Source organism: Pseudomonas sp. SJZ077, assembly GCF_007993905.1.
GTDB lineage: Bacteria > Pseudomonadota > Gammaproteobacteria > Pseudomonadales > Pseudomonadaceae > Aquipseudomonas > Aquipseudomonas mandelii.
Genome location: NZ_VIUJ01000005.1, coordinates 21469 through 34186, shown reverse-complemented (window position 1 = coordinate 34186; position 12718 = coordinate 21469). Strand labels below are relative to the sequence as shown.

Here is a 12718-nt window from a genome sequence, read left to right as displayed (position 1 = left end):
TTTACGCCTTCTTCTGGTGTTGAACCAAAGCTGCTTTAACGAAACCGCTGAACAACGGGTGACCGTCGCGTGGTGTCGAGGTGAACTCAGGGTGGAACTGGCAAGCGACGAACCATGGATGATCCGGGGCTTCAACCACTTCGACCAGCGCGCCATCACCGGAACGACCGGAGATTTTCAGGCCGGCTTCCATGATTTGCGGCAGCAAGTTGTTGTTCACTTCGTAGCGATGACGGTGACGCTCGACGATCACGTCCTTGGCGTAGCAATCGTGCACCAGGGAACCCGGTTCCAGCAGGCAATCCTGAGCGCCGAGGCGCATGGTGCCGCCCAGGTCGGACGATTCGGTACGGGTTTCGACGGCGCCGGTGGCATCTTCCCACTCGGTGATCAGACCCACGACCGGATGACCGCTGGCGCGATCGAACTCGGTGGAGTTGGCGTCTTTCCAGCCCAGCACGTTACGAGCGAACTCGATCACGGCCACTTGCATGCCCAGGCAGATGCCGAGGTACGGAACCTTGTTTTCGCGAGCGTATTGAACGGCGGTGATCTTGCCTTCCACGCCACGCAGACCGAAGCCGCCCGGTACGAGGATCGCGTCGACACCTTCCAGCAGCGCGGTGCCCTGGTTTTCGATGTCTTCGGAATCGATGTAGCGCAGGTTGACCTTGGTGCGGTTGCTGATGCCGGCGTGACTCATCGCTTCGATCAGCGACTTGTAGGCGTCCAGCAGTTCCATGTACTTGCCGACCATCGCGATGGTGACTTCGTGTTCCGGGTTCAGCTTGGCGTCAACCACGGCTTCCCACTCGGACAGGTCCGCGCTGCCGCATTGCAGGCCGAAACGCTCGACGACGAAATCGTCCAGGCCCTGGGAGTGCAGGATGCCCGGGATCTTGTAGATGGTGTCGGCATCTTCCAGCGCGATCACCGCACGTTCTTCAACGTTGGTGAACTGCGCGATCTTGCGACGCGACGAGATGTCGATCGGGTGATCGGAACGGCACACCAGCACGTCTGGCTGCAGGCCGATGGAACGCAGTTCCTTGACCGAGTGCTGGGTTGGTTTGGTTTTGGTTTCGCCGGCAGTGGCGATGTACGGCACCAGCGTCAGGTGCATCAGCATCGCGCGCTTGGCGCCGACTTCGAAACGCAATTGACGGATCGCTTCGAGGAACGGTTGCGACTCGATGTCACCCACGGTGCCACCGATCTCGACCATCGCCACGTCAGCATCGCCGGCACCCTTGATGATGCGGCGCTTGATTTCGTCGGTGATGTGCGGGATCACCTGGATGGTTGCACCCAGGTAATCACCACGGCGCTCTTTGCGCAGGACGTGTTCGTAGACACGGCCGGTGGTGAAGTTGTTGTTCTGGGTCATGGTCGTGCGGATGAACCGCTCGTAGTGGCCCAGGTCCAGGTCGGTCTCGGCGCCGTCGTGGGTGACGAACACTTCACCGTGCTGGAACGGGCTCATGGTGCCCGGGTCAACGTTGATGTACGGGTCCAGCTTCAGCATGGTGACCTTAAGTCCCCGCGCCTCCAGGATGGCCGCCAATGAAGCCGAGGCAATGCCTTTCCCCAATGAAGAAACAACACCGCCCGTGACGAATATGTAGCGCGTCATGAAAAACCCTAGAAGTCTGCGTTAAAGCGGTCCGAGCCGCCGGGGAAAGCGAAGGAAGGCCGAAGCCCCCGATCACCTGCATTAATCACAGTGCACCTTTCAAAAAAAACCGCCGCGTTGGGACAGACCGGCAGATGAAACACCGGTACGTTGCTCGCTACACATTTTTTGGAATCGCCCAGCAAAGACTGCTTGGTAATCGGCAACTTCTGTAATTCAGGCGAATCCACAGAAGTTGTATCAAGAAGGGAGCGTAGTCTACCGGAAAGCCCCTTTCAGCTCAAACCTTGATCTTCGCTCAGTGGGTCCCACTGCAAATGCCAGCCCTCCTGCTCGTTGCCATCGAGGCCCCGCAGGTTGGCCACCGCCAGCAATTGCGCGTCCCGGTAAAGCAGCGGCAATCTGCCACGGACGAAGCCCGGAACCCCGCGTTCGTTGAGCAAACGCTTGAGATCCCGGTGGCCGCGCTCAGGCAGATTCATGACCTCGCCTCCTTCACGATAGCGGATTTGCAGCGGGCCGGCGGGGATTTGGCCGGTGATCGTAAGCTCGCCGTTTTCCGGTAAAACCAGCGTTGTCGAAGGATCAGTCCAAAGGCCAACTGGGGGGGGAACGCGCAGCCAACGACCCGACAGCCACCAGATACGCCCGCCCGCCCGATGCAATTCGCCCTCCGCCAATCGCCAGACCGGACGGGCATCACCCGTGGCATCGCGCAAATCATTCCAACCCGACCAATGGTCGCTATCCGGCAGCCGCGTCAATGCTGCAAGCCAGTGACTCAATGCGTTGCGCTGGCGCGCGGCAGAAAGCCTGACCAGCGGCGCCAACTCCAGGGATGGCAGACCCAGCCAATCGAATTCATTGGCGGTATTGGCGCTGGCCAGATCGATGTGGGCCAGCTCATCGAGCAACCCCTGCGCTTCGCTCAGATGCGCGGCAGTGCGAGCCATGGTTGCCGTCGCTTGCGGCCAGCGCTCGGTCAATACCGGGAACACTTGATGCCGTAGGTAGTTGCGTGAGAACTGACGGTCCTGGTTCGAAGGGTCCTCGATCCAGCTCAACCGATGCTCGGCCGCATAAGCCTCAAGCTCGGCGCGTGTGACATCGAGCAACGGACGCAAAAGATGCCCGCGACCCAGGACGCGCTCGCGCGGCATGCCCGACAAGCCCCTCACCCCTGCCCCGCGCAACAGCCGAAACAACAGGGTTTCCGCTTGGTCGTCCCGGTGCTGCGCGGTGAGTAGCAGCTCATTGGCTTGAGTGGCTTCAACGAAGGCGCCATAGCGCGCATCCCGGGCGGCACGCTCAAGGCTGGCGCCGGGCCGAACCTGAACGTGAACCACCTGCAGCGGCACACCCAGCGCGTCACAGACCGACTGACAATGTTGCGGCCACGCATCAGCCGCAGCCTGAAGGCCGTGGTGAACATAAATGGCGCTGAGCACCGGCAGGGATTGGTTTTTTGCGAGGTGGGCAAGGAGGTGCAGCAGGACGGTGGAGTCGAGTCCGCCGGAGAACGCGACGCGCCAGGTTGTGGCGTTGCGCCACGGCGCGAGATTCAGCAGAAGCCTGGTGGAGAGATCACGGGTTGGCAGACTCATATCGATCACTTCGCACAAATCAAATGTGGGAGCGAGCCTGCTCGCGATGGCGGCTTAACATTCAACTTATCTGTTGGCTGTTATACCGCTTTCGCGAGCAGGCTCGCTCCCACATGGGTGAAGCGCGGTCAGATCAGAGACCGTAGCTCATCAGACGCTCGTAACGACGGGCCAGCAGCGCCTCGTTATCGAACTTCTTCAGCATCGCCAGTTGCGAGCTCAGCTCGGCACGGATCGAAGCCGCCGCCGCTGCCGGATCGCGGTGAGCGCCGCCCAATGGCTCGCCGATCACTTTGTCGACGATGCCCAGGCCTTTCAGGCGCTCGGCGGTGATGCCCATGGCTTCAGCCGCGTCCGGCGCTTTCTCGGCGGTTTTCCACAGAATCGAGGCGCAACCTTCCGGCGAGATCACCGCGTAGGTCGAGTACTGCAGCATGTTCAGCTGATCGCAGACGCCGATCGCCAGCGCGCCACCCGAACCACCTTCACCGATCACGGTGGCGATAATTGGGGTTTTCAGGCGGGCCATGACGCGCAGGTTCCAGGCAATCGCCTCGCTCTGGTTACGCTCCTCAGCATCGATGCCAGGGTAAGCGCCCGGCGTGTCAATGAAGGTCAGGATCGGCATTTTGAAACGTTCGGCCATTTCCATCAGGCGGCACGCCTTGCGGTAGCCTTCAGGACGCGGCATACCGAAGTTGCGGCGGACTTTCTCGCGCACTTCACGGCCTTTCTGGTGGCCGATGATCATCACTGGCTGATCGTCCAGACGGGCAATGCCGCCCACGATCGCAGCGTCGTCGGAGAAGTGACGGTCGCCGTGCAGTTCGTCGAACTCGGTGAAGATGTGTTCGATGTAGTCCAGGGTATACGGACGTTTCGGGTGACGCGCGAGACGTGCGATCTGCCAGCTGGTCAGCTTGCCGAAGATGTCTTCGGTCAGCGTGCTGCTTTTGTCCTGCAGGCGGGAGATCTCATCGCCGATATTCAGCGAATTGTCGTTACCGACCAAGCGCAACTCTTCGATCTTGGCTTGCAGGTCGGCGATCGGCTGTTCGAAATCTAGAAAATTCGGGTTCATAGGCGTCCGTCTTGGGTCGACGTCCAAGAGAGCTTGGGCCGGCCGGTTGTCTATTCGCGCCCTACCTTAAGGGACAGGCGCGTTCAGGTCGAGATTAAAAATTCTGGTCGAGATCGGAGCCTACAGACAGCCCCGACCGTCAACGGTATTGGAGGAAGACGTTGTCTCGCCCGAACTGGTCACGCAGGGCTTGAATCAACGCATCCGCCGGATCGATCCGCCAGGTCTCGCCAAACTGCAGCAAGGCCTTCGCATCGGGGCTCGTGTACTCCATGGTGATCGGGCACGCGCCGCGATGACGCTTGAACAACTCACCCAGCCAGCGTAGCTGATCGCCCTTCAAATCCTTGGTCTGCAGCTTCAGGCGCAGGCTTTCGGCGAGGTTGGTGCGCGCATCTTCCATGCTCATCACCCGCTTGACCCGCAGCCGCAGGCCACCGGAGAAGTCGTCGTTGCTGACTTCGCCTTCGACCACCACCATCGCATCGGTCTGCAACAGCGATTGCGCTGAATGGAACGCTTCGGCAAACAGCGAAGCCTCGATCCGCCCGGAGCGATCGTCGAGGGTGATGAACCCCATCTTGTCGCCCTTTTTGTTCTTCATCACCCGCAAGGCGATGATCATGCCGGCGACGGTTTGCGTATCACGAGCCGGCTTCAGGTCGATGATGCGCTGACGGGCAAAACGGCGGATCTCGCCTTCGTACTCGTCAATCGGGTGACCGGTCAGGTACAGGCCGAGGGTGTCTTTCTCCCCTTTCAGGCGCTCCTTGAGGGTCAACTCCTTGGCTTTGCGATGATTGGCGTAGACGTCGGCGTCTTCTTCAACGAACAGACCACCAAACAGGTCGACATGACCGCTGTCATGAGTACGCGCGGTTTGTTCAGCCGCCTTGATCGCCCCTTCCATGGCGTTCAGCAAGACCGCCCGGTTACGGTCGATATTGGCCTGATAGGCTTTCTGCTCGTCATGGAAATAAGGCCCCAGACGATCCAGTGCACCGCTACGGATCAAACCGTCCAGGGTGCGCTTGTTGATTCGCTTGAGGTCGACACGGGCACAGAAATCGAACAGGTCCTTGAACGGACCGTCCTGACGCGCCTCGGTAATCGCCTCGACCGGGCCTTCGCCCACCCCCTTGATCGCACCGAGGCCGTAAATAATCCGGCCTTCGTCATTCACCGTGAACTTGAACTCGGAAGTATTCACATCCGGCGCGTCGAGACGCAGCTTCATGGTGCGAATTTCTTCGATCAAGGTCACGACCTTGTCGGTGTTGTGCATATCCGCCGACAGTACCGCGGCCATGAACGGCGCCGGGTAGTGCGTCTTCAGCCAAGCGGTCTGGTATGAAACCAGGCCATAAGCGGCGGAGTGGGATTTGTTGAAGCCGTAACCGGCGAATTTTTCTACCAGGTCGAAAATGTTACCGGCCAGGTCGGCGTCGATATTGTTGGTCTTGCAACCGTCAATGAAACCGCCGCGCTGCTTGGCCATTTCTTCCGGCTTTTTCTTACCCATGGCCCGTCGCAGCATGTCCGCGCCGCCAAGGGTGTAACCGGCCATGACCTGGGCAATCTGCATCACCTGTTCCTGATACAGGATGATGCCGTAAGTCGGTGCCAATACGGGCTTGAGGCCTTCGTACTGGTAATCCGAGTGCGGGTACGCGAGTTCGGCGCGACCGTGCTTACGGTTGATAAAGTCGTCCACCATGCCCGACTGCAAAGGGCCCGGACGGAACAGGGCCACCAGTGCGATCAAGTCTTCCAGGCAGTCGGGCTTGAGCTTTTTGATCAGCTCTTTCATGCCGCGCGACTCGAGCTGGAACACCGCGGTGGTTTCAGCTTTTTGCAGCAGCTGGTAGGTCGGTTTGTCATCCAGCGGGATGAACGCGATATCCAGCGGCGGCTGATCGACCTTGGCGCGGTCGCGGTTGATGGTTTTCAGCGCCCAGTCGATGACCGTCAGGGTCCGCAGGCCCAGGAAGTCGAACTTCACCAGGCCGGCGGCTTCAACGTCGTCCTTGTCGAACTGGGTCACCAGACCGTCGCCGGCCTCATCGCAATAGATTGGCGAGAAGTCAGTCAGCTTGGTCGGCGCGATCACCACACCACCGGCGTGCTTGCCGACGTTACGCACAACGCCTTCAAGCTTGCGCGCCATTTCCCAGATTTCCGCGGCTTCTTCATCGACCTTGATGAAGTCGCGCAGGATTTCTTCCTGCTCGTAGGCTTTTTCCAGGGTCATGCCGACTTCGAACGGAATCATCTTCGACAGACGATCCGCCAGACCGTAGGACTTGCCCTGCACCCGCGCCACGTCTCGGACCACCGCCTTGGCGGCCATGGAACCGAAGGTGATGATCTGGCTCACCGCATTACGGCCGTATTTCTCGGCCACGTAGTCGATCACACGGTCACGACCGTCCATGCAGAAGTCGACGTCGAAGTCGGGCATGGAAACCCGTTCCGGGTTAAGGAAACGTTCGAACAGCAGGTCATATTCCAGCGGGTCGAGGTCGGTGATCTTCTGCACATAGGCCACCAGCGACCCGGCACCCGACCCCCGGCCAGGCCCGACCGGCACGCCGTTGCTCTTGGCCCACTGGATGAAGTCCATCACGATCAGGAAGTAACCGGGGAAGCCCATCTGGATGATGATATCCAGTTCGAAATTCAACCGGTCGACGTAGACCTGACGCTTGGTTTCGTAGTCTTCGGTGGTGTCTCGGGGCAGCAGAACGCTGAGACGCTCTTCCAGGCCATCGAACGAGACTTTGCGGAAATACTCGTCGATGGTCATGCCATCAGGGATCGGGAAGTTGGGCAGGAAGTGAGTGCCCAGCTTCACTTCGATGTTGCAGCGCTTGGCGATCTCGACGGTGTTGGCCAGCGCTTCGGGAATGTCGCTGAACAGCTCGGCCATTTCCTCGGCGCTTTTGAGGTATTGCTGATCGCTGTAATTCTTCGAACGCCGCGGATCGTCGAGGGCGCGGCCCTCACCGATGCAGACGCGGGTTTCGTGAGCGGCAAAGTCTTCCTGCTTGATGAAACGCACGTCGTTGGTGGCGACCAGCGGCGCACCGATCTTCTCGGCCAGCGCCACGGCGCCGTGCAACTGCTCTTCGTCGTTGGGGCGGTTGGTGCGCTGGATCTCCAGATAGAAACGATCCGGGAACACGGCCATCCATTCGCGCGCGAGGTTTTCCGCTTCTGCCGGATTGCCGCTGAGCATGGCCAGGCCGATCTCGCCCTCTTTGGCCGCCGACAGCATGATCAAGCCTTCGCTGGCTTCGGCCACCCACTCGCGCTCGATGATGACCGAGCCATTGCGCTGGCCGTCGATGAAGCCGCGGGAAATCAGTTCGGTGAGGTTGCGATAGCCGACAGCGTTCATCACCAGCAGGCTGATCCGGCTCAGGGCGTTGTCCGGGTCCTTGTTCGACAACCACAGGTCGGCACCGCAGATCGGCTTGATGCCTGCGCCCATGGCGGCTTTATAGAATTTGACCAGGGAACACATGTTGTTCTGGTCGGTGACCGCGACGGCAGGCATGTTCATGCCGACCAGGGTCTTGACCAGCGGTTTGATCCGCACCAGACCGTCGACCAGGGAATACTCAGTGTGCAGGCGTAGATGAACGAATGAAGCCGGCATAGTGATCCTGTCTAGAAACGTGAAGACAACAAGGCCCGGATTGTACCGGGCCTTGAGTAAAACATCAGCCTCGCGACTAACTCTCGATCAGGTTTTCGCGAGCCTCGTAAGCCAGGCGCACCGGTGCGAAAGAACGACGGTGAATCGGCGTTGGTCCCAATCGGGCCAGAGCTTCCAGATGAACGGGGGTCGGGTAGCCTTTGTGGCCGCCGATCCCGTAACCTGGGTAAATCAATTCGAAAGCGGCCATTTCACGGTCACGGCTGACCTTGGCCAGAATCGACGCCGCAGCGATGGCCGGCACCTTGCCGTCGCCCTGCACCACCGCTTCGGCGCGCATGGACAGTTTCGGGCAGCGGTTGCCGTCGATCATCGCCAGTTTCGGTTGGATGTGCAGCCCTTCGATCGCGCGCTGCATGGCCAACATGGTGGCATGCAGAATATTCAGCTCATCGATTTCTTCAACTTCGGCCCGGGCGATGCACCAGCTCAGGGCTTTTTCGCAAATTTCGTCGTAGAGCTTTTCGCGGCGGGCTTCGGTGAGTTTCTTCGAGTCGTTCAGACCAAGAATCGGCCGATTCGGATCGAGAATTACCGCAGCCGTGACCACGGCGCCGCAGAGCGGGCCGCGACCGACTTCGTCGACACCGGCAACCAGATCTTCCACTTCAGCGACCAAGGTGAAATCCAGCCCCATTTGCATGCTTGTTTTACTCATTGTACTGGGCCAATCAATTTCAGCACGGCATCCGCCGCCTGGTTGGAGGCATCCAGACGCAAGGTCCGGTGGATTTCGTCGAAGCCACGGGTCTGTTCTTCGCCACCCTCGATCAACGGTGACAAGGTCTGGGCCAGGGCTTCGACCGTTGCGTCGTCTTGCAGCAACTCGGGCACCAAAAGGCGTTGGGCCAGCAAGTTCGGCAACGAGATGTAGGGGCTTTTCACCATGCGCTTGAGAATCCAGAACGTCAGCGGCGCCAGGCGATAAGCGACCACCATCGGCCGCTTGTACAACAGCGCTTCAAGGGTCGCCGTGCCGGAGGCAATCAACACGGCGTCGCAGGCGGCAAGAGCCAGATGGGATTTGCCATCGAGCAGGGTCAGCGGCAGATCGCGACCGGCCAGCAACTCTTCAAGCTGCGCGCGGCGTTCCGGGCTGGCGCAAGGCATGACGAACCGAACGCCGGGGCGCAAGGCCCGCAGGCGTTGGGCGGTATCGAGGAACAACGCACCGAGACGACCGACTTCGCCGCCACGACTGCCCGGCATCAACGCAACCAGCGGTCCGTCCGGCAAGCCGAGTTCGGCCCGAGCGGCGGCGCGATCGGCTTCAAGCGGGATCGCATCAGCCAGGGAATGCCCGACAAACCGCACCGGCACGCCCTTTTCTTCGTAGAACTTCGCTTCGAATGGAAACAGCGTCAGCATCAGGTCGCAGCCTTCGCGAATCTTCAGCACCCGCTTCTGCCGCCACGCCCACACCGACGGGCTGACGTAATGCACGGTCTTGATCCCGGCCTGACGCAGCTTGAGTTCGATAGTTAGGTTGAAGTCCGGGGCATCGATGCCGATAAATGCGTCCGGCTTTTCGGCGATCAGGTGGGCGATCAGCTTTTTGCGACGCGCCATCAGTTCACGCAATCGACCCAGCACTTCCACCAGGCCCATGACCGAAAGACGTTCCATCGGGAAATACGAAGTCAGGCCTTCGGCCTGCATCAGCGGACCACCGACACCGATGAACTCCACTGCCGGATGCTGAGCCTTGAGTGCGCGCATGATGCCCGCGCCCAGAATGTCACCGGAAGCCTCACCCGCCACCAGCGCAATACGCAGATTAGCCATGATTAACGTGTGATGCCGCGGGTCGAAGACTGGATGGAATCACGGAACACCGCGACTTCCGGGAACTGGTCCGAAGGCTCGGCCAATTCGGTGAGTGCCTGCTCAACCGTCAGGCCTTGGCGGTAAACCACCTTATAGGCACGACGCAGGGCGTGGATCGCGTCTTCGCTGAAACCACGACGGCGCATGCCTTCGAAGTTCATGCTACGGGCTTCGGCCGGGTTGCCGAACACCGTGACGTAGGCTGGAACGTCCTTGCCAATGGCGGTACCCATGCCGGAAAAGCTGTGGGCGCCGATGTGGCAATACTGGTGAACCAGGGTAAAGCCGGACAGGATCGCCCAGTCTTCAACGTGCACATGGCCAGCCAACGCAGTGTTGTTGACGAGGATGCAGTGGTTACCGATGACACTGTCGTGGCCGATGTGGGCATAGGCCATGATCAGGTTGTGATCGCCCAGGGTCGTTTCCGAACGGTCCTGAACCGTGCCACGGTGAATCGTCACGCCTTCACGGATGATGTTGTGGTCACCGATGACCAGACGTGTTTCTTCGCCTTTGTATTTCAGATCGGGCGTGTCCTCACCTACCGAGGAAAACTGGTAGATACGGTTGTGCTTACCGATTCGGGTCGGGCCCTTGAGAATCACATGCGGCCCGATCACTGTCCCCTCGCCGATTTCCACACCTGCGCCGACGATCGACCATGGGCCGACCTCGACACCTTCAGCCAGAACGGCCGTCGGATCGATGATTGCGCGAGGGTCAATCAAACTCATAGTTTGCGTTCCGCGCAGATGATTTCAGCGGAGCAGACTGGCTTGCCATCGACCGAAGCCTGGCACTCGAACTTCCAGATCTGACGCTTGCAGCTGATGAAACGGGCTTCGAGGATCAATTGATCGCCTGGAGTGACGGGCTGGCGAAAACGCAGCTTGTCGGAGCCGACGAAGTAGTAGAGCGTGCCGTCGGCAGGCTTCACGTCGAGCATTTTGAAACCAAGGATACCGGCAGCCTGAGCCATCGCTTCGATGATCAGTACGCCCGGCATGATTGGATGCGCGGGGAAGTGACCATTGAAGAACGGTTCGTTGATGCTGACATTCTTGTAGGCGCGAATGCGCTTGCCTTCCACATCCAGATCCACGACCCGATCCACCAGCAGGAACGGGTAACGGTGAGGCAGGTATTCGCGAATCTCGTTGATGTCCATCATTTCGGGGGGAAGCCTATGTAAAGATTGGGAGCGCGCGACTGACGCGCACCCCTCTAGCAAATCAAGGAGGCAGTCTAGCGGCTGTGCACACTTGATATGGAAATGGTATCAGCCATCTGATGAAGCATTACCGTCAGGGGTCACGTCCCCTACACGCTTTTCCAGCTGTCGCAGACGTCGCGCGATGTCATCGAGCTGACGGATACGGGCCGCGCTTTTGCGCCATTCGGCGGCTGGTTGCATCGCCGTACCGGAAGAATAGGAACCCTTTTCGGTAATCGAATGGGTCACCATGGTCATCCCGGTGATAAAAACGTTGTCGCAAATTTCGATATGCCCCACCAGCCCAACGCCCCCGGCGAGCATGCAATGCTTGCCGATTTTGGTGCTGCCGGAGATCCCCACACACGCGGCCATGGCGGTGTGATCACCAACCTGTACGTTGTGGGCGATCTGAATCTGATTGTCGAGCTTCACACCGTTACCCAGTACGGTATCGGCCAGCGCACCGCGATCGATAGCGGTATTCACGCCAATCTCCACATCATCACCGACCAATACACCGCCGATCTGGGCGATTTTCTGCCAGACACCTTTCTCGTTGGCAAAGCCGAAGCCTTCGCCACCCAGCACGGCACCGGACTGAATCACTACCCGCTTGCCGATGCGCACGTCGTGGTACAGCGTGACCCGCGGGGCCAGCCAGCCGCCTTCGCCGATTTCGCTACGGGCACCGATGAAGCAATGCGCCCCCACGGTCACACCGGCAGCAATACGCGCGCCGCTTTCGATCACCGCAAAGGCACCGATGCTCGCAGCCGGATCAACCACTGCGTCCGCGGCCACTACCGCTGTCGGATGAATACCGGCCGGCGCCTTGGGCTTGGGATCGAACAGATGGGAAATACGCGCATAGGCCAGATACGGATCAGGCACCACCAGCGCATTACCGGCATAACCTTCAGCGTCAGCGGCCTTCAGCAACAGCGCTGCAGCCCGGCAGTCCGCCAGGTATTTTCGGTATTGGGGGTTTGCGAGAAAGCTCAACTGAGCTGGGCCAGCCTCTTGCAAAGTGGCTAGCCCAGTAATTTCTTTCTCCGGGTCGCCACGTAGCGTGGCGCCGAGGAACTCGGCCAACTGGCCGAGCTTTATAGTCGCTGTCATGGATTACTTCAGCTGATTCATGCGCTCGATAACCTGGCGAGTGATGTCGTACTGAGGTTTGACATCAATCACTGCGCCACGCTCGAAGACCAGGTCAAAAGCACCTTTCTTGATGACTTCTTCCACAGCGCTGTCCAGTTTCGGCTTGAGCTGCTTCAGCATTTCACGGTCGGCAACGGCTTTGGCTTCGTTCAGCTCCTTGGACTGGAACTGGAAGTCGCGGGCCTTTTGCTTGAACTCGAGCTCAAGGCGTTCACGCTCGCCTTGCTGCATCTTGTCGCCGCCAGCCATCAGACGGTCCTGGATGCCTTTGGCGCTGCTTTCCAGCGTCTTGAGCTTGGACAGTTGCGGACCAAACTTCTTCTCGGCGTCCACGGCGTATTTCTTGGCCGCGTCGGATTCCAGCAGGGCCATCTGATAGTTCAGAACGGCGATTTTCATGTCGGCAAAAGCCGGACCTGCTACCAGTACGGTCGCCAGGAGAACCAATTGAGTCAACTTACGCACGATGTAC

The 12718-nt window shown here is 59.6% G+C and carries 10 protein-coding genes; all 10 read right to left on the bottom strand.

Annotated features, from left to right (window positions below; all coding sequences use genetic code 11):
- Position 1: 1 nt before the first annotated feature.
- The 10 genes from FBY01_RS09975 to FBY01_RS09925 all read right to left on the bottom strand — a co-directional run bounded on the left by FBY01_RS09975 (position 2) and on the right by FBY01_RS09925 (position 12711).
- On the bottom strand, positions 2-1633 hold the full coding sequence (locus FBY01_RS09975; RefSeq protein WP_010462795.1) for a CTP synthase: 1632 nt from the start codon (positions 1631-1633) through the stop codon (positions 2-4).
- Between the two features lie 275 nt (positions 1634-1908).
- Positions 1909-3237 (bottom strand): tRNA lysidine(34) synthetase TilS, encoded by a 1329-nt coding sequence (gene tilS / locus FBY01_RS09965; protein ID WP_145307563.1) that lies wholly within the window; start codon positions 3235-3237, stop codon positions 1909-1911.
- Between the two features lie 133 nt (positions 3238-3370).
- Entirely contained in the window at positions 3371-4318 is a 948-nt protein-coding gene (locus FBY01_RS09960; RefSeq protein ID WP_010462799.1) for an acetyl-CoA carboxylase carboxyltransferase subunit alpha, read from the bottom strand.
- 139 nt (positions 4319-4457) lie between these two features.
- On the bottom strand, positions 4458-7979 hold the full coding sequence (gene dnaE / locus FBY01_RS09955; RefSeq protein WP_010462801.1) for a DNA polymerase III subunit alpha: 3522 nt from the start codon (positions 7977-7979) through the stop codon (positions 4458-4460).
- 76 nt (positions 7980-8055) lie between these two features.
- Entirely contained in the window at positions 8056-8682 is a 627-nt protein-coding gene (rnhB, locus tag FBY01_RS09950) for a ribonuclease HII (protein WP_010462803.1), read from the bottom strand.
- 11 nt (positions 8683-8693) lie between these two features.
- Positions 8694-9824, bottom strand: coding sequence for a lipid-A-disaccharide synthase (gene lpxB, locus FBY01_RS09945; RefSeq protein WP_145307565.1), 1131 nt, complete (start codon positions 9822-9824; stop codon positions 8694-8696).
- 2 nt (positions 9825-9826) lie between these two features.
- On the bottom strand, positions 9827-10603 hold the full coding sequence (gene lpxA, locus FBY01_RS09940; RefSeq protein WP_010462807.1) for an acyl-ACP--UDP-N-acetylglucosamine O-acyltransferase: 777 nt from the start codon (positions 10601-10603) through the stop codon (positions 9827-9829).
- Complete coding sequence (gene fabZ / locus FBY01_RS09935; RefSeq protein ID WP_008154051.1) at positions 10600-11040, bottom strand: 3-hydroxyacyl-ACP dehydratase FabZ; 441 nt, start codon at positions 11038-11040, stop codon at positions 10600-10602. The genes lpxA and fabZ overlap by 4 nt, the downstream gene beginning before the upstream one ends.
- Before the next feature lie 108 nt (positions 11041-11148).
- Positions 11149-12204 carry a UDP-3-O-(3-hydroxymyristoyl)glucosamine N-acyltransferase gene (gene lpxD / locus FBY01_RS09930; RefSeq protein WP_077748330.1) on the bottom strand — a complete coding sequence of 352 codons (1056 nt, stop codon included), beginning with the start codon at positions 12202-12204 and terminating at the stop codon, positions 11149-11151.
- Between the two features lie 3 nt (positions 12205-12207).
- Positions 12208-12711 (bottom strand): OmpH family outer membrane protein, encoded by a 504-nt coding sequence (locus FBY01_RS09925; RefSeq protein WP_010462812.1) that lies wholly within the window; start codon positions 12709-12711, stop codon positions 12208-12210.
- Positions 12712-12718: the final 7 nt, after the last annotated feature.

Coding starts and splice junctions, on each gene's coding strand:
- FBY01_RS09975 (WP_010462795.1), bottom strand. CDS start 1,633: ATGACGCGCTACATATTCGTCACGGGCGGTGTTGTTTCTTCATTGGGG.
- tilS (WP_145307563.1), bottom strand. CDS start 3,237: ATGAGTCTGCCAACCCGTGATCTCTCCACCAGGCTTCTGCTGAATCTC.
- FBY01_RS09960 (WP_010462799.1), bottom strand. CDS start 4,318: ATGAACCCGAATTTTCTAGATTTCGAACAGCCGATCGCCGACCTGCAA.
- dnaE (WP_010462801.1), bottom strand. CDS start 7,979: ATGCCGGCTTCATTCGTTCATCTACGCCTGCACACTGAGTATTCCCTG.
- rnhB (WP_010462803.1), bottom strand. CDS start 8,682: ATGCAAATGGGGCTGGATTTCACCTTGGTCGCTGAAGTGGAAGATCTG.
- lpxB (WP_145307565.1), bottom strand. CDS start 9,824: ATGGCTAATCTGCGTATTGCGCTGGTGGCGGGTGAGGCTTCCGGTGAC.
- lpxA (WP_010462807.1), bottom strand. CDS start 10,603: ATGAGTTTGATTGACCCTCGCGCAATCATCGATCCGACGGCCGTTCTG.
- fabZ (WP_008154051.1), bottom strand. CDS start 11,040: ATGATGGACATCAACGAGATTCGCGAATACCTGCCTCACCGTTACCCG.
- lpxD (WP_077748330.1), bottom strand. CDS start 12,204: ATGACAGCGACTATAAAGCTCGGCCAGTTGGCCGAGTTCCTCGGCGCC.